The 18,895-nt window shown below is 46.9% G+C and carries 22 protein-coding genes; 13 read left to right on the top strand and 9 right to left on the bottom strand.

From position 1 onward, the window contains the following. Positions 1–125: 125 nt before the first annotated feature. Together tsf and rpsB are read right to left on the bottom strand one after the other, a co-directional pair. Positions 126–968, bottom strand: coding sequence for a translation elongation factor Ts (gene tsf, locus AB0763_RS04320; RefSeq protein ID WP_306101468.1), 843 nt, complete (start codon positions 966–968; stop codon positions 126–128). Between the two features lie 144 nt (positions 969–1,112). Beyond that, positions 1,113–1,841, bottom strand: coding sequence for a 30S ribosomal protein S2 (rpsB, locus tag AB0763_RS04315; RefSeq protein ID WP_306101469.1), 729 nt, complete (start codon positions 1,839–1,841; stop codon positions 1,113–1,115). Positions 1,842–2,164: 323 nt separating this feature from the next. Here rpsB and map point away from each other — a divergent pair, with 323 nt between their 5' ends. From map to AB0763_RS04300, 3 genes are all read left to right on the top strand, one after another. After that, complete coding sequence (map, locus tag AB0763_RS04310; protein WP_306101470.1) at positions 2,165–3,013, top strand: type I methionyl aminopeptidase; 849 nt, start codon at positions 2,165–2,167, stop codon at positions 3,011–3,013. Between the two features lie 103 nt (positions 3,014–3,116). Beyond that, a complete protein-coding gene (glnD, locus tag AB0763_RS04305; RefSeq protein WP_306101471.1) occupies positions 3,117–5,747 on the top strand; it encodes a bifunctional uridylyltransferase/uridylyl-removing protein GlnD in 2,631 nt (876 codons plus the stop codon). Positions 5,748–5,835: 88 nt separating this feature from the next. Continuing rightward, positions 5,836–6,219, top strand: coding sequence for a DUF3461 family protein (locus tag AB0763_RS04300; protein WP_306101472.1), 384 nt, complete (start codon positions 5,836–5,838; stop codon positions 6,217–6,219). 115 nt (positions 6,220–6,334) lie between these two features. Here AB0763_RS04300 and truC read toward each other — a convergent pair whose 3' ends face one another. Together truC and AB0763_RS04290 are read right to left on the bottom strand one after the other, a co-directional pair. After that, entirely contained in the window at positions 6,335–7,057 is a 723-nt protein-coding gene (gene truC / locus AB0763_RS04295) for a tRNA pseudouridine(65) synthase TruC (RefSeq protein WP_306101473.1), read from the bottom strand. After that, positions 7,050–7,370 carry a YqcC family protein gene (locus tag AB0763_RS04290; RefSeq protein WP_306101474.1) on the bottom strand — a complete coding sequence of 107 codons (321 nt, stop codon included), beginning with the start codon at positions 7,368–7,370 and terminating at the stop codon, positions 7,050–7,052. The genes truC and AB0763_RS04290 overlap by 8 nt, the downstream gene beginning before the upstream one ends. 74 nt (positions 7,371–7,444) lie before the next feature. Here AB0763_RS04290 and AB0763_RS04285 point away from each other — a divergent pair, with 74 nt between their 5' ends. The 4 genes from AB0763_RS04285 to AB0763_RS04270 all read left to right on the top strand — a co-directional run bounded on the left by AB0763_RS04285 (position 7,445) and on the right by AB0763_RS04270 (position 9,648). Then, positions 7,445–8,482, top strand: coding sequence for a DUF3549 family protein (locus tag AB0763_RS04285; protein ID WP_306101475.1), 1,038 nt, complete (start codon positions 7,445–7,447; stop codon positions 8,480–8,482). Between the two features lie 4 nt (positions 8,483–8,486). Beyond that, on the top strand, positions 8,487–8,795 hold the full coding sequence (locus AB0763_RS04280; RefSeq protein WP_306101476.1) for a DUF3301 domain-containing protein: 309 nt from the start codon (positions 8,487–8,489) through the stop codon (positions 8,793–8,795). 114 nt (positions 8,796–8,909) lie between these two features. Further along, on the top strand, positions 8,910–9,203 hold the full coding sequence (locus AB0763_RS04275) for a hypothetical protein (protein ID WP_306101477.1): 294 nt from the start codon (positions 8,910–8,912) through the stop codon (positions 9,201–9,203). 1 nt (position 9,204) lies between these two features. Next, positions 9,205–9,648, top strand: coding sequence for a YaiI/YqxD family protein (locus AB0763_RS04270; protein WP_306101478.1), 444 nt, complete (start codon positions 9,205–9,207; stop codon positions 9,646–9,648). Between the two features lie 21 nt (positions 9,649–9,669). Here the strand turns inward: AB0763_RS04270 and ykgO are convergent, their stop codons facing one another. Both ykgO and AB0763_RS04260 read right to left on the bottom strand, forming a co-directional pair. After that, a complete protein-coding gene (gene ykgO, locus AB0763_RS04265; RefSeq protein WP_306101479.1) occupies positions 9,670–9,795 on the bottom strand; it encodes a type B 50S ribosomal protein L36 in 126 nt (41 codons plus the stop codon). Continuing rightward, the gene (locus tag AB0763_RS04260) at positions 9,795–10,052 is read right to left on the bottom strand and encodes a type B 50S ribosomal protein L31 (protein ID WP_306101480.1); all 258 of its coding nucleotides are present in this window, start codon (positions 10,050–10,052) and stop codon (positions 9,795–9,797) included. The genes ykgO and AB0763_RS04260 overlap by 1 nt, the downstream gene beginning before the upstream one ends. 136 nt (positions 10,053–10,188) lie before the next feature. Between AB0763_RS04260 and tsaA the strand changes: the two genes are divergently transcribed. From tsaA to AB0763_RS04240, 4 genes are all read left to right on the top strand, one after another. Then, a complete protein-coding gene (gene tsaA / locus AB0763_RS04255) occupies positions 10,189–10,893 on the top strand; it encodes a tRNA (N6-threonylcarbamoyladenosine(37)-N6)-methyltransferase TrmO (RefSeq protein ID WP_306101553.1) in 705 nt (234 codons plus the stop codon). Between the two features lie 101 nt (positions 10,894–10,994). After that, complete coding sequence (locus AB0763_RS04250) at positions 10,995–12,713, top strand: proline--tRNA ligase (RefSeq protein WP_306101481.1); 1,719 nt, start codon at positions 10,995–10,997, stop codon at positions 12,711–12,713. Positions 12,714–12,973: 260 nt separating this feature from the next. After that, positions 12,974–13,183 carry a YaeP family protein gene (locus AB0763_RS04245; protein ID WP_306101482.1) on the top strand — a complete coding sequence of 70 codons (210 nt, stop codon included), beginning with the start codon at positions 12,974–12,976 and terminating at the stop codon, positions 13,181–13,183. After that, positions 13,180–13,371 carry a DUF4250 domain-containing protein gene (locus tag AB0763_RS04240; RefSeq protein WP_306101483.1) on the top strand — a complete coding sequence of 64 codons (192 nt, stop codon included), beginning with the start codon at positions 13,180–13,182 and terminating at the stop codon, positions 13,369–13,371. Before AB0763_RS04245 ends, AB0763_RS04240 begins: the two co-directional genes overlap by 4 nt. Positions 13,372–13,442: 71 nt before the next feature. Here AB0763_RS04240 and AB0763_RS04235 read toward each other — a convergent pair whose 3' ends face one another. After that, positions 13,443–14,804 (bottom strand): sodium-dependent transporter, encoded by a 1,362-nt coding sequence (locus tag AB0763_RS04235; RefSeq protein ID WP_306101484.1) that lies wholly within the window; start codon positions 14,802–14,804, stop codon positions 13,443–13,445. Between the two features lie 196 nt (positions 14,805–15,000). Further along, positions 15,001–15,744 (bottom strand): DUF2884 family protein, encoded by a 744-nt coding sequence (locus AB0763_RS04230; protein WP_306101485.1) that lies wholly within the window; start codon positions 15,742–15,744, stop codon positions 15,001–15,003. Positions 15,745–16,017: 273 nt separating this feature from the next. Between AB0763_RS04230 and dinB the strand changes: the two genes are divergently transcribed. Together dinB and AB0763_RS04220 are read left to right on the top strand one after the other, a co-directional pair. Next, on the top strand, positions 16,018–17,067 hold the full coding sequence (gene dinB, locus AB0763_RS04225; RefSeq protein ID WP_306101486.1) for a DNA polymerase IV: 1,050 nt from the start codon (positions 16,018–16,020) through the stop codon (positions 17,065–17,067). A 224-nt stretch (positions 17,068–17,291) separates the two neighbouring features. Continuing rightward, entirely contained in the window at positions 17,292–18,503 is a 1,212-nt protein-coding gene (locus tag AB0763_RS04220) for a diguanylate cyclase (RefSeq protein ID WP_306101554.1), read from the top strand. Between the two features lie 153 nt (positions 18,504–18,656). Here the strand turns inward: AB0763_RS04220 and nqrM are convergent, their stop codons facing one another. Then, positions 18,657–18,890: a (Na+)-NQR maturation NqrM gene (gene nqrM / locus AB0763_RS04215; RefSeq protein ID WP_306101487.1), complete on the bottom strand. Its 234-nt coding sequence runs from the start codon at positions 18,888–18,890 to the stop codon at positions 18,657–18,659. Positions 18,891–18,895: the final 5 nt, after the last annotated feature.

Here is an 18,895-nt window from a genome sequence, read left to right as displayed (position 1 = left end):
GCATAACTCAATCACGCCTTATCATCCAATGCCTGTATTCGTGACGATAAATTTAAAAATACACCGGTATTCGCAAAAAGACCGCAGCACACTGCTGCGGTCTTTGTTGATACAGTCAGTCAGGATTAACCTTTTTGAGCTGCTGCAACTTCTTCTGCAAAGCTCATTTCTGCTGCTTTCTCGATACCTTCACCCACTTCTAGGCGAACGAAGTTAACGACTGAAGCGTTGCGCTCTTTTAGGATTTCGCCAACAGATTTTTTAGGTTCCATAACAAATGGTTGACCTGTTAGAGAGATTTCGCCGGTGAATTTCTTCATACGGCCAACAACCATCTTCTCTGCGATTTCTGCTGGTTTGCCTTCGTTCATTGCGATTTCAACTTGAACCGCTTTTTCTTTTTCAACCACTTCTGCTGGTACGTCTTCTGGGTTTACGAACTCAGGTTTAGACGCAGCAACGTGCATTGCAACGTGCTTAAGTGTTTCTGCATCGCCTTCACCAGCAACAACAACACCGATTTTCTCACCGTGACGGTAAGAAGCAATCGCGCTGCCTTCAATGTACTGAACGCGACGGATAGAGATGTTTTCGCCAATTTTTGCAACAAGTGCAATGCGAGCTTCTTCAAATTGAGCTTGAAGCTCTTCAACAGAAGCTTTTGATTCTAGAGCAGCATTCGCCACTTCTTCAGCAAATGCAGTAAAGTTAGAATCTTTAGCAACGAAGTCAGTTTGACAGTTAACTTCAAGAAGGACAGCAGTACCGTTTGCATCTTTAATGATGATAGTACCTTCAGCAGCAACGTTACCGGCTTTCTTTGCCGCTTTCGCTGCGCCAGACTTGCGCATGTTTTCAATTGCAAGCTCGATATCACCGTTGGTTTCAACAAGTGCTTTCTTACATTCCATCATACCTGCGCCAGTGCGTTCGCGCAGTTCTTTAACTAGAGCAGCAGTAACAGCCATTCTGTATTCCTCGATTTATTCTGGATTGGGTAAAAATCAGGGGCCGACTTTTGGTGGCCCCTGATACTAACTATAACTTAATTTTTGCTTCAACACTGTGTCAGTGATGTAACAGTCTTAATTAAGTGTGGCACAGAGCCGAAATTACTCAGCTTCTACGAAGCCGTCTTTTTCCGCAACTTCTGCTACGTCTTTGTTACGACCTTCGCTGATCGCTGACGCTGCTGCGTTTAGGTAAAGTTGTACTGCGCGGATAGCATCGTCGTTACCTGGGATGATGTGATCAACACCATCTGGGTTAGAGTTAGTATCAACAACAGCAAATACTGGAATACCTAGGTTGTTCGCTTCTTTTACTGCGATGTGCTCGTGATCAGCATCGATAACGAATAGCGCGTCAGGTAGGCCACCCATATCTTTGATACCGCCTAGAGATTTCTCTAGTTTTTCCATTTCACGAGTACGCATTAGCGCTTCTTTCTTAGTTAGCTTGTCAAACGTACCGTCTTGAGCTTGGTTTTCTAAGTCTTTAAGACGCTTGATTGACTGACGTACTGTTTTGTAGTTAGTCAACATACCGCCCAACCAACGGTTGTTTACGTAAAACTGGTTGCTTGCAATCGCTGCTTCTTTAACAGATTCAGACGCTGCACGCTTAGTACCTACGAAAAGAACTTTCCCTTTTTTCTCACCGATTTTAGCCAGTTCTGCTAGTGCATCGTTGAACATTGGGACTGTTTTTTCTAGGTTGATGATATGTACGCGGTTACGTGCGCCAAAGATGAATGGCTTCATTTTTGGGTTCCAGTAACGAGTCTGGTGACCGAAGTGAACACCAGCTTTAAGCATATCGCGCATTGATACAGTTGCCATGATAATTTCCTCTATGGGGTTAGGCCTCCACGATTCCCATTGTACCGACTCACTAACTTGAGCACCCCGGACAATGTGTCGAAACGTGTGTGTGTTTAAATTAAGTTTGATGAATCAAAAATGTGCAGCGCTGTTATTATCAGAGCATACGACATTGAGATTCGGGCGCTTTATACCATATTTTTCAGTCAGATTACCAGTAAAAAATCGCTCAGGGCCTCTTTACCCTTGATTTCATGCCGATCCTTGCCAATCGTCACACCATTGATACAATATCGCCACTGCACGCTTGCTGCTATTCTCATTGGCTACTGGAAAAATTCATGTCAAATCCCATTATTAAAACTGAACAAGAAATCGAAAAAATGCGCATTGCCGGCCAACTTGCGGCAGATGTCCTTGAAATGATAGAACCTTTCGTCAAACCTGGCGTCAGCACAGAAGAACTCGATCAAATTTGCCACCGCTTTATGACTGAAGAGCAAGGTACTATCCCGGCAACCTTAAATTATCACGGTTACCCAAAATCCATTTGCACGTCGATTAACCACATTGTTTGTCACGGCATTCCCAACGACAAAGACGAGTCTTTTGGCCAAATTCCTCGCCCGGCGATTTTGAAAGAAGGCGACATCATGAACATTGATGTGACCGTCATTAAAGACGGTTACCACGGCGACAGTTCACGTATGTTTTTAGTCGGTGACGTCAGCCCAGCGGACAAGCGCCTTTGCCACGTGGCTCAAGAAAGCCTGTATATCGGCATGCGCAAAGTGAAGCCAGGTGCCACCCTAGGTGAAATCGGCACCGCAATCGAAAAGTACATCAAGACCAACAATAAAAATAATCCTCGCGCTAAGTTTTCCATTGTTCGCGATTATTGTGGCCATGGTATCGGCGCCGGTTTTCACGAAGAGCCGCAAGTGGTTCACTACAAAAACAACGATCGCACAGTACTCAAGGCTGGCATGGTCTTCACCATAGAGCCAATGATCAACGCGGGTAAGTTTGGCTGCCGTCTGGACGACGAAGACAACTGGACCGTTTACACCGCCGATGGCAAAAACTCTGCCCAGTGGGAGCACACCCTTTTGGTGACCGAAGAAGGCTGTGAGGTGTTAACCCTGCGCAAGGACGAAACGATTCCTCGCCTGATGAACAACCTAGAGTAAACCTGCTGCCCAACTCACAAACCCCGTATCGCGGGGTTTGTTGTCTGTGAAAAATAGTGGCAAAATCATACCATTATTTTTATTTGCACGGATTGCACCCCCGATGTCTTTTCTACCCCCGGCTCAACTTCTCGACCAACAGATCACCGTCAAAGAAATCAAACAGCAGCTCGATGGTTTTTTTCTCTATCAGAAAGACGCCTTTTTACACGATATCAGCCGAGTTGAAGACTACATTTTTGAACGCGCCGATTACATGGATGCCTTGTTAACTCGCCTGTGGGGTTATTTTGGCTTTGATGAATGGCCCGAATTGACACTCGTTGCCGTTGGGGGCTATGGCCGCCGCGAATTACACCCGTTATCGGATATCGATATTCTCTTGTTGTCAAAACACACAGCGACTCAAAAACTGCAAGAAAAGGTCAGCGCTTTTATCACCTTTTTATGGGATTTAAAGCTAGAAGTCGGCCACGCGGTACGCACGATTGACGAATGCGCTGATATTGGCAAAGACGACCTCACCGTGGCCACCAATTTACAAGAAGCGCGTTTTATTACCGGCAACCACGATCACTTTCACCGCTTAAAACTCATGGTGCTTGCCGATTCATTTTGGCCCAGTGAGACCTTTTATCGCGCAAAAATCGCCGAACAACGCGAGCGCCACTCTCGTTATCACGATACCTCTTACAATCTCGAGCCTGATATCAAATCCACCCCGGGCGGACTTCGCGATATTCACACCCTTAGCTGGATCGCCAGACGCCACTTTGGCGCCACCTCACTGCTTGAAATGAGTCGCTACGGTTTTTTAACCGACGCAGAATACCGCGAACTCGGTGAGTGCCAAACTTTCCTGTGGCAAGTGCGTTTTGCTCTGCACCTTGAGCTCAAGCGCTACGACAACCGTTTGACTTTTAACCATCAGGCTCAGGTCGCCGAGCATTTAGGCTATACCGAGGGCGCAAACCGCGCGGTTGAAACCATGATGAAAGCCTTTTATCGCACCTTAGGCCAGGTCACCGAGCTCAATAAAATGCTGCTCAAGATTTTTGACCAAGCGATACTCAGCGACGGCAACAACGAGGCGATAGTTCACTTAGACGACAACTTTTACCGACAAGGCCGCTGGGTTGAAACCGACAAACCCGCCTTGTTCCAATCGCGTCCTGAGTCGATTTTGACCCTGTTTTTGCACATTGCCAATGATTCATCCTTAGAAGGCATTGGCCCGGCTACCTTAAGGCAACTGCGCACCGCAAGGCGGCGTATCAATCGTTACTTGCACACCATCGAAGAAGCCCGTGAGCTTTTTATGGCCTTAATGAGGCACCCCAATATTTTGGTAAGAGCCCTTAAGCTCATGCACCGCTATGGGGTTATTTCCGCCTATATTCCGCAGTGGAACCAGATTGTAGGCCAAATGCAGTTTGATTTATTTCACGTGTATACGGTTGATGAGCACAGCATTCGCGTACTCAATCACATCCACCGTTTTTCGGATTTAAACAACCATGAAAAGCACCCAATTTGTTGTGAGATATACCCAAAAATCATCAAAAAGGAGCTGCTCATCATCGCGGCTATTTTCCATGACATCGGCAAAGGACGCGGCGGTGATCACTCTGAAATCGGTGCTGTAGAAGCCTACGATTTTTGCATCGAACACGGTCTGTCTCGCCCTGAAGCCAAATTGGTGTCCTGGTTAGTGCTCAACCACTTGCTGATGTCGGTCACCGCGCAACGCCGGGATATTTACGACCCAGAAGTCATCACCGAATTTGCCAAAGTGGTGCGAGACGAAGAGCACCTCGATTACCTCGTCTGTCTGACGGTTGCCGATATCTGTGCCACCAACCCCGATTTGTGGAACAGTTGGAAACGCACCTTGTTAGCGGAGCTTTACTACTCCACGCAAAGGGCGTTGCGCCGCGGTCTAGAAAACCCCGTGGACGTTCGAGATAGAATTCGGCACAACCAACAACTAGCGTCGGCACTGCTGCGCAAAGCCGACTACTCTCAACAAGCGATCAGCCAATTATGGCAACGCTTCAAAGCGGATTACTTTTTGCGTCATACCCATCAGCAAATCGCTTGGCAAAGTGACAATATCCTGTCTGTCAGGGATGACTCTCGTCCCCACGTCTGGATAAGCGAGCGTTCAACGCGCGGAGGGAGTGAAGTCTTTGTTTACACCAAAGACCAACCCGCGCTGTTTGCCACTGTGGTCGCAGAGCTTGACCGTCGTAGCCTCAACGTCCATGACGCGATTATCATGACCACAAAAGACGGTTTTGTATTAGATACGTTTATGATTTTGGACCAACACGGTGAAGCCATCGATATCGAGCGCCATTCTCATTTGGTCGAAGTGATAGAAAACGCGCTCAAACGAGGCTTTGACAGCAGTATCCGTCCTAAGCGTACTCCGCAAAAACTCAAGCACTTTCGGGTGAAAACGCGGGTTGACTTTTTACCGACCCGCGGCAAAAAGCATACATTAATGGAGTTTGTGGCACTCGACACCCCGGGGTTACTCGCCAAAGTCGGGGCGATTTTTTCACAACAAGGGTTGCGTTTACACGGCGCAAAGATTTCAACGCTGGGTGAAAAAGCAGAAGACTTGTTTATCTTGACCAACGCCCAAGGCGAGAAGTTAAGCGAACAAGAGCAAACGGCTTTACAACAACAGTTGCTCGCTCAAGTTGTCGAAGAAGTCACCGATAAATAACGCAGGTAATAGGGCTAATTTTGTCTGTATTTTAAACAATAGCACTGCTAAATTATCGCTATCTTGAGGTCAAAAAAAAGGGTTGAATATGTATCCACATCTCGCATCACTGGGCATCCATGAACCACAGCAAATAGACCGCTATACGTTGCGTCAAGAAGCCAATAAAGACGTGTTAAAAATATATTTTCACAAACAAAAGGGAGAGTTGTTTGCCAAAAGCGTCAAATTTAAATTTCCTCGCCAACAAAAAAGCGTTTTGGTCGACAGTGGCAGTCACCTCTATCGCGATGTGACGGAAATCAATCGCAACTTGACCTTAGTCGTCGATGAATTAAATGCCATCACCCATCCTATGGCAAGCGAAGAGCAAGACATCAAAGAAAAAATCTTGCTCGATTTAAAACACTTAGAAAAAGTGGTCAGTGATAAGATCAGCCAGATTGAACAAGACCTAGCCAAATTAAAGTAACCAGGCCAACTCAACACGGGTCTATATAAAACGCACGACACCGAGAGCGCAGCGAGAATACGCTGCGCTTTTCATTCGCGGCTTAGGGGAGTGATCCTCCCCTTTCAACGATGACTTACCAAATCCCTTGCCAACCAAATTGAGCCAGTAATCGCTGCCAGGTTTCATCGACAGGCGCGCTGATGTCGATGGCTTGACCGGTGAGCGGGTGCTCAAAGCGAAGACGAGACGCGTGAAGTAGCAGTCGATGGCTGTCGTAGACCTCGCGAAATCGCTTGTTGTGTTTGCCATCACCATGGGAGGTGTCGCCAACAATGGGATGGCGCAAATGAGCCAAATGACGACGCAATTGGTGTTTGCGGCCCGTTAACGGCTGTAGCCTGACCAAACCATAACGCGTCGTATCAAAACGGCCAGAAGGCAATGGCACTTCCACTTGCGCTAATGGTTGATAATCCGTGACTGCCGGTTGTTCGGGTTTGTCTTCACGGGCGTGCTTGTCGGCGATTTTATCGCGCTCTTGGCTCAGAGGATAATCCAAACGTCCCGCTTGTGTTATCCAACCGCGAATGATCGCATGATAGGTCTTTTCAATTTTATGCTCAGCAAAGATGGGCATAAATTGCGCGGCTACCTCGCTCGATAAAGCAAACAGCAACACGCCAGAGGTCGGCCTATCAAGGCGATGTAACGGAAAAACGTGCTGGCCAATCTGGTCGCGGAGCGTTTGCATGACAAACTGTGTTTCGTGCTTATCTAACCATGAGCGGTGAACTAACATGCCCGCCGGCTTGTTTACCGCAATCAAGTGTTCATCTCGATACACTATCTCAAGCATTGGCAACCTCATCGATGTCGGCAATGACCGCCAAGATCGCTTGATAACGAGTGTCATTTTGCCAGCTTTGCTCAAAATACGGTCGTATTGAGTAACCACGTGGCAATGGCTTTTTATCGTCGATCAAAGCGCGCAGTTTAGGAATAAAGACCCATTGCAACCAGGCCTCTGGCGCTAAGGTGTCTAACGAAAAAGGTTGTTGGCTAGCCATTTGTTCAGAGCTTGGCGGTTCAACCTGCCAGCACTGCGCTTCTTTTAACGCCGACTCTAGCTGCGTTAAAAGAAGGGATAAAGATTGGTCGCTTGTGGTCATCTTTCACTATCTAATCTTGAAAATGGCCAATAGAATACCATGTATAAGCCAAAGACCAATGAAAGATAACCACTATGAATGCGATTAATACGCTGAGCCAATTGGTGACGCAAAGCGGGTGCCAATACCAAGTTTACGATTTAGGCCGCCGAGTAACGCCCATCACTTGCCAAGATTTTGAAAATATCGAGCAAGGCAGACAAGCCTATCCCTACCCAGTACAAAAGCGCGCACAGTTTGCGTTAGCTTATTGGAATCAAGAACAACAACCTTGGATTTGGTTTCTCACCTTTCCACTCGACGAAAGAGGCCTGCTCAATGCTGCGGATATCGGCCAGTATCTGCAGTACATTGTTCAAGCCATTGGTCACAACCTAGCCGCCCCGCTCAGTGAAGAACAACAAGAGCACTTGGCTAACAACCCGTATAACTTCAAGCCCAAAGAAGATAAACTGGCCGTATTCAACAGCCAGTTAAGCGTGCAACTTGCTTTACCCGCCAGTCAGTTTTACGCCCCAACCCAAGCCTACTTTCGCAGCCCAAGTGCTCTGTCCAACTGGCAACACCTTGGCTTACAAGGGATCAGTGATTACTGCTGCCGCTTAAACGAGGACAATAATCTCGTTCATCTCATCGACGCTTTACCTCAATTGCCTCTTAGCCCTCTTTATGCTTTATTGGGTATGGTAGAACACCTCACTCCCCCTAAAGCCCTTTTAAACGCTTTAGAGCAGCGCCTATACCAACAAGCGCAAGCGCCCGACGCCGACATATTCCTGATCAGTGCCCTGCTTCGCGCCGTTAGCGGAGCCGCGAAAAGCCAACAGCAAGCGGTATTATCCTGGCTATGGGCCAACCCTCACTTGTGTCACAAAGAGGTCTTGATTGCTGTTGCAGGGCGAAATTGGCACTGGCTAGACAACCCCATCGACAGTGAAGCCTTTTTATTACAACTGGCAAAACGACAAGATCAGGCCTTATTCAATCAGCTGTTTGCCGATTTAGTTATGTTGCCCCAACTGCGCCAAGTGATTTTACCCCTGCTGCACAGCCAACCATCGGCAGAATTAGCGCAGGCGTTATTGCAGTTACAACAAGCAACCAGAGGATAGCCAGATGCAGACACTGATCGCCCTTGTCTTGATCATGGCACTCGCTTGTTTGTTCTGGCAGCATCGTCAGCAGGCAGAGCGCGCCCATGTGTTAATTAGCCATAAATGCAAACAACTCGATTTACAGTTGATCAGTGTCTCTTTACACCGTCTACAGTGGCCTTGTGCAACGACCGAGTGGCGCTGGATTTATCAATTTCAGTTCGAGTTTTCTTCTCTTGGTGATGATTGCTACCAAGCCATACTGCACATGCATGGGCCACGAGCTCAGCGGTGGGACATTCCCCCCTATCGCATTGTCGACAGCCAATGAGAAGGCTGTCATGATAGGCAGACGGCTTTACAATCGATGAGCCATCACGCTCTATTTGGGCCGATTGGCATCTGTTATGCTCAATATTCTAAGATCACTAAGGAGGCAAATTGAATGGATAATAGCCGTGATGTTACAACGGAACTGACGCAAATTTTAACTCAACTGGAGCGCGAGAATAAAACCCCAAGCGTTGCCTTAATCAAAGCCCGCCTAAGCCAACCCGTGCCCATGCCGGCCTTAATCGCGACCATGAAACGCTGGAAACAACAAAAAAGTGTTCCTAAAGTCGAAGTGCAAAACCAAAGCGACAGCGACTTAGCCTCCAGAGTGGCAGAATTAGAAAGTGAAGTGACTCATTTACGAGAGAAGTTGCTGTTTTTAGAACGACAAATAAAAGCAAAATAACATGAAGATTTGGATTGATGCCGATGCTTGCCCTAAAGCCATCCGCGATATAATACTGAGGTTTAGTGAGCGCAATGAAACGGAGTGTATTTTTGTTGCCAACCACACTTTACCCTTGCCCAAACGCCATTTAATTCGTCAATATCAAGTTGCCAAAGGTTTCGATGTCGCCGACGATACCATCGTTGAGCAAATTCATCGCCAAGATTTGGCCATCACTCAAGACTTAGCGCTCGCCGCTCAATTGCTTGAACTCGATGTCAAAGTTATCACTCCTAAAGGTGAGCGCTTGGTTTCAGAGACGATAAAGTCCCGCTTAGCGATGCGGGACTTTATGCAAACGTTAAGAGACTCTGGCGTTCAGACAGGCGGCCCTAACGCGCTTTCGGCCCAAGAAAAACAAAACTTTATCAATCAGCTTGAAAAAGCATATCGACAGGTTTAATCGCCTTTAAAGCGGTGGCGATTATTTTTGCACCGCTTTAAATCGCGGGTTTTCTTTACAGATAACGAACATACGACCACGGCGTTTAACGATTTGACAACCCGGGTGGCGATTTTTCGCACTTTTTAATGACTTGACCACTTTCATTATTTTTCCCCTTTTGAGAACGACTGAAAACGACGGTTAAAGTTGGCGACACGGCCCTCTTTTTGCACTACGCGCTGCTTACCCGTGTAATGAGGATGCGACTCTGACGAGACCTCAATCGTGACATAAGGGTAGGTTTTCCCCTGCCACTCTTTAGTGCGATCTGTTGCCATGGTCGAACCGACTAAAAAATAATGATCAACACTGGTGTCGTGAAACAACACCTCTCGATAAGTGGGATGAATACTTTTTTTCATTAAATAGCCCCTCCAAGTTAAGATATGTTATAACATAACATATCTACTTAATCGGTCAATCCCTCTTTATTCGCGATAGTCGAATGAATAGCAATATGCTAATTTACTTTGTGTTTACCTGTTTTTTCCGATGATGATGACAACCCAACAATACTCCATATCCCCGATTGGCTACCTAAATAGTCCTTATAAGGAAAAGTTTGCGGTGCCAAGACAACCCAACCTGGCACCCAGTGTGCGATCGCAAATAAAGCTTTGCCATCACGTGAATCACCCAGACAGCGTACGAGGCTTAGACGCTTTCTCACATTTGTGGCTGCTGTTTTTATTTGATCAAAATATTGCCGCCGGTTGGAAGCCAACCGTAAGGCCTCCTCGGCTGGGAGGAAATCAACGGGTGGGGGTGTTCGCCTCGCGCGCAACATTTCGCCCGAATCACATTGGGATGTCGGTGGTCAAATTCGAGGGCATTATTCACGTTAACGGCCAGTATTACGTTGAAGTCAGCGGCGCGGATTTAGTTGATAACACACCCATTATCGATATTAAGCCCTACCTACCCTACGCCGACGGTATCGATGATGCGCAAGGGGGATATGCCCCAGAGCCACCTACCCGATTCGAGGTCGTTTTTGACATGACTGCACAACACCAACTCGAGCGCTGTGGCGATCGCGATTACCGACGCCAAGTGATCAGTGAAGTCCTAAGTCAAGACCCTCGCCCCGCCTATAAAAAACAACACGATGATAAGGTTTATTCCGTGCGACTGTTTGATTGGGATGTAAAATTCCAGTTCCAGGGTAATAGAATTGCAGTATTGAGCATTGAAGACTTTTGACGAACGGTTTTGACTGTTATTATGAGCCCCTACTTGTTATCTTGCCTACCCTCAAAGAGGTTCGGCAATTTTTCTAACTTTGAATGAAACGGAACCCATAAATGCGTACCAGTAATTATCTTCTTTCCACTCTAAAGGAGACCCCAAACGACGCTGAAGTCGTGAGCCACCAGCTGATGCTACGTGCGGGGATGATCCGCAAGCTAGCTTCAGGTCTTTATACTTGGCTACCAACCGGTCTGCGCGTATTGAGAAAAGTCGAAAACATTGTTCGCCAAGAAATCGACCGAGCAGGCGCGATTGAAACGCTCATGCCTGTGGTTCAGCCGTTTGAGTTGTGGGAAGAAACCGGCCGCTCAGAAAAAATGGGCCCAGAACTCCTTCGCTTTACTGATCGCCATGAGCGTCCGTTTGTCTTAAGCCCTACGGCTGAAGAAGTGATCACTCACTTGGTTCGCAACGAAGTGAACTCTTACAAACAGTTACCGCTTAACCTTTATCAGATTCAGACCAAATTCCGCGATGAGCGTCGCCCGCGCTTTGGTGTGATGCGCGCCCGTGAATTTTCCATGATGGACGCTTACAGCTTCGACATCGACAAAGAAGGCTTGCAAAAGTCTTACGATGCGATGCACGACGCCTATTGTCACGCCTTTGATCGCATGGGCTTAGATTACCGTCCGGTACTGGCCGATAGTGGTGCCATTGGCGGCAGTGGCTCACAAGAATTTCACGTGCTGGCTGAAAGCGGTGAAGACTTAATTGCATTTTCAAGTGAATCTGACTACGCCGCCAACATCGAAAAAGCGCAAGCGGTTGCCGATAAAGCACAAAAAGACGCGCCTACCGTTGAAATGACCTTAGTCGACACGCCCAATGCCAAAACCATTGCTCAGCTGGTCGAACAGCACGGTATCGAGATCACCAAAACCGTTAAAACCTTATTTGTCAAAGCCTCCGATGAGGTAGACGCAAGTATTATTGGCCTAATTATTCGTGGCGATCACGAGCTCAATGAAGTCAAGGCTGAAAACCTTCCTCAAGTGGCCGCGCCGCTGGAATTTGCCACCGAAGAGGAAATTCGCAACCTAATTGGTGCTGGCCCTGGCTCTCTTGGCCCAGTAAACCTGAACTTGCCATTCATTGTCGATCACAGTGTTGCCGTGATGAGTGATTTCGCCGCAGGCGCTAATATTGATGGCCAGCACTACTTTGGCGTTAACTGGGACAGAGATGTCCAACTTGGTCCTATCGCCGATCTTCGCAACGTGGTTGAAGGCGACCCAAGCCCATGTGGCAAAGGCGTAATTCAACTAAAACGCGGTATTGAAGTCGGTCATATTTTCCAGTTAGGCACCAATTATTCTGAAAAAATGAACTGTGGTGTACTCGGTCCTGACGGCAAGAATGCCATCCTAGAAATGGGCTGTTACGGTATTGGGGTTTCTCGCGTGGTCGCGGCCGCGATTGAGCAAAACCACGATAAATACGGCATCATTTGGCCTGACGCGATTGCGCCGTTCCAAGTGGCGATCGTACCGATGAACATGCATAAGTCCACACGCGTACAAGAGGCGGCTGAAGCCCTTTACCAATCACTGACGGCCGCAGGCATTGATGTCTTGTTTGACGATCGTAAAGAACGCCCTGGTGTGATGTTCTCCGACATGGAGCTTATCGGTATTCCACACACGATTATCATTGGTGATCGCAGTATGGATGAAGGTAATTTTGAGTACAAAAACCGTCGCAACGGTGAGAAATCCACCGTCGCTATCGATGACATGCTCAACTTCATCACCGACCAAGTGAAGGGATAACCCCATTCTTTCACCCTAAAAAGAGACAGTCGAGGCTGTCTCTTTTTTTATGACGCCAATGAAAAGAATAAACGCTGTATTGCTAGCACTAGGTTAAAAAACACGCTGATTTAATCACTGACCACACTTTTTCTGCACCGCTTGTGATCACAGGTGCGAAGAAGCTTGTTACAATAACGCGGTTTATTGAGCGAGCTCAATACTGTAGCCCGCGATGGGCGTATTATGATACCAAGGTTGATTATCACAGTGAGAAAAGCATGAAAGTCTATGATTGTTGTCCCTTGGTTCGCGAGTTCTACGCTCAGATAGGCAGTGGCGATTTGGCCTATGTTCCGCAAGCGCTGCGCAGCACTTTGCTGGCCTTAAATGACATTGCCAACGATCAACAACTCCCTAAAGACACCCGAAATAAAGCGGCTTTCGCGGCGGCCAATTTACTGATTTCCGATATCGAGGATGACCAATGAATCTCACTCACTTTGAAACTATGGACCCAATAATGCTAATGAGTATCGTCAATATGAAGTTGCGCGATGACTTTGGCGGTGATCTTGATAAGCTGTGTCGTTTCTTTGAAATTGACAGACAAGCGTTAGAGCACCAACTTGCCAAAGCAGATTACCAATTTTTACCCGACGCTGGGCAATTTCGTTAACCCGATGATCAAAAAAGGGAGCGGATCGTGTTTTCGCTCCCTGTGACGTTTCTCGGTCAAATTGTCATTTTTTAGCTCAAGGACATCCAAAGCACTGCCGCGACAAACACCGGACAGACAAATTTGATATACCATGGCCAGACTTTGCCAAACCAACCCAAACTAAACCCCGGATAACCTTGTTCCAGCTGCTTAACTTTACTCGCACGCTGCCAAACCCAACCACCAAACACACAAAATAGCATTGCCGTAAATGGCTGCAAGTACTGCGTCGACACCATGGCCACTAAACCAAATAAACGCTCAAAGTGAAAGACAATGACCACACTAAAGAAACATACCAAACCACCGATCACCCAACTTGTCACCGTACGTGACACTTTTGCGCGTTCTGAAACTAAGGCGACCGGGCACTCTAGCATCGAAATAGACGACGTTAGCGCGGCGATGGTTAACAAGAGAAAGAAGACCACTGCCAATACCTGCCCCAATATGCCCAAACTCTCAAACAAACGCGGTAAGACAGTAAACACCAAAGTATCGGAGCTGAGTAACTCGCCACTGCTCGAATAAATGTCAACGCCTTGCTGCATGGCAACAAACATCGCAGGAATAACGACTAAGCCTGCAATAAAGGCCACTGCGGTATCCACTAAAGTGACACTCAAGGCCATCTTAGGTAAGTTTTCTTTGTCACTTAAATAAGAACCGTATATCAGCATCGAGCACCCACCGATGGTCAAAGAGAAAAACCCTTGCCCCATCGCCGACAACAGTAATTGCTTGTCCCATACTTTGCCAAAATCGGGGATCAAGTAATGGGCTAATCCGTCAATAGCGCCAGGCTGGGTCATAATGTAAACAAACATGAGGCCAAATAACGCAAATAACGCCGGCATGAGACGCGTGGACCATTTTTCAATACCCTGTTTGACCCCGCCTTGTACGATGATGATCGTCAGCAGATAGAAAGCGACGGTACCAAACGCATTTCGCTCAATAGTGAAAGCGGTAAACCATTGTGCCAACTCATTGACATTGAATAGTCGACACAGAGCAGCCAACAAAAAACAAATTAACCAACCGCCAACAATACTGTAAAACGCCAGAACTGCGCTTGGCACGCTCAGCCCCAACCAGCCCACACCAGACGACACCTTTGCCAGCACCGGATGAGGGGTGAGTGATCTCATACTATCGACCGGATTGGCGCGACCGTGACGCCCAATGGCCATTTCAACCACCAGCATCGGGTATGCCACAATAAAGACAAACAACAAATAGACGAAGAGAAACGCGCCACCGCCATTGCTAGCCGCTTGAGTCGGAAAGCCCCAAATATTACCAAGGCCAACTGCAGCGCCTGCAGCGGCAAGTACAAAACCCAATCGAGAGCTAAATTGCTCTCGCGACGGTTCGTCGTGTTTACTCATGTTGACATCTCACAAAATACTAGCTGGCTAGTACACTATTATAAAATAGGGCAAATAACAAGTTTTGACTTTCTTAACACTAGGTTATTTGCCACTAGATGGAGATAATCACCAAAAAAGACGCTTTATGAAGAAAAAACAATCAATTTAATAAGGCACAACACGCTGATCACTTCTCAGTGTCACGACCACAACCTTAAGGCTGAAAGACTCGATACGGTTTCCAAGCCGGAACCATCTTGACCAAAGCGGTCTCATTTTGTTGGGATCTCAACAGTTGATCACACAGAGTTTGCGCTTGTTGGTCTATCTGGGTTGATTGCTGCTGGAAATCGACGGTTAATGTTTTTTTAAGTGCCGCCATTTTTTGGCTGAGTTGCGATAAGTTAACGCCTTGTTGGCCATTTGACATCGCGGCTAAACCATCGGAAAACAACTGCTGATTTAATGTCATTTGCATAGATTTAAATTCGCTTTGCCATTGCTGCTCGAATTGACTAAACGCTTGAGGTGGAATACTCCATTGCTCATTTTGATGATAACGCGCCTCCACCGTATCCAAAAAACCGTTCATCGTCGTTCTGCTACTGGCAAAAGAGCCCGGCTGGGCAAAGTCTTGCTCGAGTTTACCAACGAGTTGGTTGGCCACTTGTCGCCCGTCTGTCGCCAGAGCATTCACTTTTGGTATGTAATCGTTCAGTTGTTGTCGATATTGGTTAATCGCTGTTTTTTGCTCTGTGGTTAACGTCACAGGGCGCCCAGCGACGGTGAGTACTCCTCCTGGAGAAATACTGGCTTTTTGACCGGATGAGTTGGTCACCTGCACTCTTTTCGAGTCAAGCATCACTTGATTCGCCGTATCAACTCGACACACTGCCGCCTGAGCCGAAGCGCTTAGCACCGCAGTCATAAATGTAAAACCAAACCATGAATACTTCATTCAATACACCTTAACTTTTTTGACCACATCATCGCCTAGCGACCTCAAAAGATCATAGTACACAGTAATGACTTGAGGAAAATGACGGATTAGCCAATCAATACAATTTGCTGCTTGTACAGTAACTCAACACACGTTGTGGTTGTCATTACTGAGCAATTTCGCGGTCACGTTAAACACAAAGCTGTATATTAAAACAGTACTGTGTATAATCCATACCAGATAACCGAAAGGTGGGTAACCTGGTCATATCAACGAGAGAGAGGGTGAGGAATGCAAAAAATTATTCACGTTGATCTTGATTGTTACTACGCTGCGGTCGAAATGAGAGACAACCCAGAACTAAGAGGCCGCCCTTTGGCGATTGGCGGCGAGCGATCCAGTCGTGGTGTGCTCTCGACATGCAATTACGAAGCACGGGCTTTTGGCTTACACTCAGCCATGCCGACTCAGAAAGCCTTACAACTCTGCCCCCAATTGACCCTTATTTCAGGTAACATGGCCAAGTACAAAGCGGTGTCAAAACAAATCCACGCGATTTTTGCCCGTTACACTGATAAGATCGAACCGCTGTCGTTGGATGAAGCCTATCTTGATGTAACCGATTGCTCATGGTTTAAAGGCTCAGCGACCTTGATTGCCCAAGACATTCGCCAAGCGATTGAAAACGAACTTGGGCTCACTGCAAGTGCTGGGGTCGCGCCTTTAAAATTCGTGGCTAAAGTGGCTTCAGACATCAATAAGCCCAACGGCCTTTGCGTGATCACTCCACAGAAACTGCCTTCGTTTATCGCTCAACTTGATCTCGGCAAAATTTCTGGTGTTGGCAAGGTCACATTGGCCAAGCTGCATGCGCTTAATTTACACACTGGGCAAGACATTATCGACTGCGATCCTCTGGTACTCCTCACTCATTTTGGTAAATTTGGCCAAATTTTATGGGAGCGTTGCCACGGCATCGATCGGCGAGTCGTCGAACCTCACCGCATTCGCAAATCCGTCGGGGTTGAGCGCACTTTTATGCAAGATATTTACACGCCTGAACAGTGCCAAAGCGCCATTGAACACTTATACCCCAAATTGGTCGAACGTTTGCAACGGGTTTCAACCGATCTCGCCATTAGCAAACAAGGGGTAAAAATCAAATTCGATGATTTTAAACAGACCACCATTGAACACCGAAAAGGACGGTTGGACAAAGCGTTTTTCACTCAACTCCTGATAGAAGGACTAGAGCGGCAACAAGGAAGAGGTATTCGCTTGATCGGCCTTAGCGTCCATTTACCCGAACGTCATCATACCGAGCAAATGTCATTATTTTAACCGTCACCTTGGCCGTCGTTCCAAGACACCTAACACGAGGCAAAAGATACCGTAATAAGGCGACGAGAAACCTCATATTTTGACTACGACAAAATATGAAAAATCCATAACAAAAGAGAATCGTGAGCCGCTTGGCATAAATCACAACAAAATGAGTTTGACACTAGAGGATTTTATTATAATGGTTATCATTAGTGGAAAACTATTTATCTGTGAGAAATCTTTTGCCCAGTAAAATCCTAGTCGTTGAAGACAGTTATGCTTTTCGCAACTTCTTGACTCGCAACTTAACTCAGCACGGCTGTGAGGTTCATATAGCTGAGACCTACGCACAAGCGAAAGTCATGCTTGAGCAAAACAGCGACTACTTGTGTACGGTATTGGATTATTGCCTCCCCGATGCTCAAGATGGTGAAGTGATTGACTTGGCACTCAAGGCCAAACAAAGAGTGATTGTAGTGACGGCCACATACCGGCAAAGTGCCCGTGACCACTTCATTGAACAAGGGGTACTCGACTACATTATTAAAGACAGTGATGCGGCAATACACGATTTGTTGTCAATGATCACTCGCTTGGAAAAAAACGGTGCCCATCACGCTTTGGTGGTCGATGATTCCGAGTTTATTCGCAAATCCCTATCTCAAGTTCTGTCTCATCAGTACATTCGCACGACTGTCGCCTGTGATGGCAATGAAGCATTAGAAAAACTCGCTCAGCACCCAGACATTACGTTTGCCATTACTGATCACAGTATGCCCAACCTAGATGGGTTATCTCTTGTGCGTCAAATTCGCCGTAAGCACGACCGCAATACCTTGCCTATTTTGGGCCTGTCTGGCAGTGAAGATCGCACATTGACGTCACAATTTTTGAAAGCTGGCGCCAACGACTTTTTGTATATCCCTTTCAACCAAGAAGAGCTCAACTGTCGAATTCATTATATTTTAGGCATGATTGAAGCCAACGAAACCCTCTATCGTCTAGCCAACCAAGATGAGCTGACCGGACTTTGGAATCGTCGCTATTTGTTCAATCAGGCCAAAACCCTCTCAGATAGCGTGTGTGTCTCAATGATAGATATTGACCACTTTAAAAAGGTCAATGACAACTACGGTCATGATTGTGGTGACTTAGTGATTAAGACCATCGCAAAAATTCTGGCCTTCCACTTTGACGATGCCTGTGTGGCAAGAATGGGCGGCGAAGAGTTTTGTATTTTATACGAAGGAGACTTTAATCAATTCATTGCCACCTTGGAAAAAATGCGTCTGCGTATCGAAGCCATGACCATTCCCTATTATCAAAATGTTCTACAAGTCACGATCAGCTTAGGAGCGACCAACCAAATCGGGAACCTAGAAGAGAAATTGCTGATTGCCGATGATTACCTCTATGAAGCCAAGCAACAAGGGCGAAACCAACTTAAGCGCTAGGGATAGGATGCAGTCAACAGTTTGACTGACAACAATGGGAACGGGGTACGAGGGCAATAACACGCCGCCCGTTTTTTGTCGTTGAGCAAAAAATTCAGCCTAGTGACGACACACTAGGCTGATTACTACTCATAACATAAAATTCAATGCCATTTAAGCAATGCGATCTTTTTCCCAAGCGGCCAATTGCTGAGCGCGACGTTCAGCCCTTGCTTCGCGTTTTTTTCTCGCATCACAAGGCTCAGGACAGTTACAAACGCGTTCAATACCCACCGCGCCCAAACCGCCACAACTGCCACGGACCACTTTGCGCTGAAAGATATACCCCACCGCCATGGCCAAAATCACGGCCAAGAAAAAACCGAAAGTAATTAAAAATGTACTCATACGTT

The organism is Vibrio sp. HB236076, from assembly GCF_040957575.1.
Taxonomy (GTDB): Bacteria; Pseudomonadota; Gammaproteobacteria; order Enterobacterales; family Vibrionaceae; genus Vibrio.
Note: the sequence above shows the minus strand (reverse complement) of the source record. Positions and strands in the feature narration are given on the sequence as shown.

Excerpts from the sequence above, each read along its gene's own strand:
- tsf (WP_306101468.1), bottom strand. The coding sequence starts at position 968 with ATGGCTGTTACTGCTGCTCTAGTTAAAGAACTGCGCGAACGCACTGGC.
- rpsB (WP_306101469.1), bottom strand. The coding sequence starts at position 1,841 with ATGGCAACTGTATCAATGCGCGATATGCTTAAAGCTGGTGTTCACTTC.
- map (WP_306101470.1), top strand. The coding sequence starts at position 2,165 with ATGTCAAATCCCATTATTAAAACTGAACAAGAAATCGAAAAAATGCGC.
- glnD (WP_306101471.1), top strand. The coding sequence starts at position 3,117 with ATGTCTTTTCTACCCCCGGCTCAACTTCTCGACCAACAGATCACCGTC.
- AB0763_RS04300 (WP_306101472.1), top strand. The coding sequence starts at position 5,836 with ATGTATCCACATCTCGCATCACTGGGCATCCATGAACCACAGCAAATA.
- truC (WP_306101473.1), bottom strand. The coding sequence starts at position 7,057 with ATGCTTGAGATAGTGTATCGAGATGAACACTTGATTGCGGTAAACAAG.
- AB0763_RS04290 (WP_306101474.1), bottom strand. The coding sequence starts at position 7,370 with ATGACCACAAGCGACCAATCTTTATCCCTTCTTTTAACGCAGCTAGAG.
- AB0763_RS04285 (WP_306101475.1), top strand. The coding sequence starts at position 7,445 with ATGAATGCGATTAATACGCTGAGCCAATTGGTGACGCAAAGCGGGTGC.
- AB0763_RS04280 (WP_306101476.1), top strand. The coding sequence starts at position 8,487 with ATGCAGACACTGATCGCCCTTGTCTTGATCATGGCACTCGCTTGTTTG.
- AB0763_RS04275 (WP_306101477.1), top strand. The coding sequence starts at position 8,910 with ATGGATAATAGCCGTGATGTTACAACGGAACTGACGCAAATTTTAACT.
- AB0763_RS04270 (WP_306101478.1), top strand. The coding sequence starts at position 9,205 with ATGAAGATTTGGATTGATGCCGATGCTTGCCCTAAAGCCATCCGCGAT.
- ykgO (WP_306101479.1), bottom strand. The coding sequence starts at position 9,795 with ATGAAAGTGGTCAAGTCATTAAAAAGTGCGAAAAATCGCCACCCGGGT.
- AB0763_RS04260 (WP_306101480.1), bottom strand. The coding sequence starts at position 10,052 with ATGAAAAAAAGTATTCATCCCACTTATCGAGAGGTGTTGTTTCACGAC.
- tsaA (WP_306101553.1), top strand. The coding sequence starts at position 10,189 with ATGACAACCCAACAATACTCCATATCCCCGATTGGCTACCTAAATAGT.
- AB0763_RS04250 (WP_306101481.1), top strand. The coding sequence starts at position 10,995 with ATGCGTACCAGTAATTATCTTCTTTCCACTCTAAAGGAGACCCCAAAC.
- AB0763_RS04245 (WP_306101482.1), top strand. The coding sequence starts at position 12,974 with ATGAAAGTCTATGATTGTTGTCCCTTGGTTCGCGAGTTCTACGCTCAG.
- AB0763_RS04240 (WP_306101483.1), top strand. The coding sequence starts at position 13,180 with ATGAATCTCACTCACTTTGAAACTATGGACCCAATAATGCTAATGAGT.
- AB0763_RS04235 (WP_306101484.1), bottom strand. The coding sequence starts at position 14,804 with ATGAGTAAACACGACGAACCGTCGCGAGAGCAATTTAGCTCTCGATTG.
- AB0763_RS04230 (WP_306101485.1), bottom strand. The coding sequence starts at position 15,744 with ATGAAGTATTCATGGTTTGGTTTTACATTTATGACTGCGGTGCTAAGC.
- dinB (WP_306101486.1), top strand. The coding sequence starts at position 16,018 with ATGCAAAAAATTATTCACGTTGATCTTGATTGTTACTACGCTGCGGTC.
- nqrM (WP_306101487.1), bottom strand. The coding sequence starts at position 18,890 with ATGAGTACATTTTTAATTACTTTCGGTTTTTTCTTGGCCGTGATTTTG.